The organism is Campylobacter sp. 2018MI10, assembly GCF_018501175.1.
Classification (GTDB): domain Bacteria; phylum Campylobacterota; class Campylobacteria; order Campylobacterales; family Campylobacteraceae; genus Campylobacter_E.
Genome location: NZ_JAHCZD010000130.1, coordinates 1 through 392 on the forward strand (window position 1 = coordinate 1; position 392 = coordinate 392).

Genomic DNA, 392 nt, shown 5'->3' on the forward strand with positions numbered 1-392 from the left:
AAATATCCCTGCAAGTTTTTGGACCAAGCAAGATTTAAACGCATATCAAATTTTTGATGTGCGTACTCCTTTAGCATGGGAAGAGGGTATTTTACCTAATGAGCAATGTGTGGCTTTATGTGCTAATCAAGGGCTTTTAACTGCTAAATTTTTAGATGAATTTCAAAGCAAAAGAGATGAAAGTAAAAAACTTGCTTTTATTTGTCGTAGTGGCCATAGAAGCATGGTTGCAGCTGAATTTATAGCTGAAAAATTGGGACTTGAAAGCATCAATTTAGATGGCGGAATGCTAGCCCTTAAGGGTTGTTAATGCTAGGAATTTATTTACTCATAGCAGCTTTGTCTTTTTTAGCTCTTTATTTTGCTGTTAAAAAGCTTACTTTAAATATAGA

1 protein-coding gene and 1 pseudogene are annotated in these 392 nt (G+C 34.2%); both read left to right on the forward strand.

Annotated elements, in window-relative coordinates; genetic code table 11:
* Window positions 1–310 (forward strand): rhodanese-like domain-containing protein (locus tag KJR01_RS09990; protein WP_250325192.1); only part of this gene is annotated, 310 nt, incomplete at its 5' end.
* Window positions 310–392, forward strand: a pseudogene (locus tag KJR01_RS10330) (hypothetical protein); the annotation flags it as partial. The gene KJR01_RS09990 and the pseudogene KJR01_RS10330, both read left to right, overlap by 1 nt.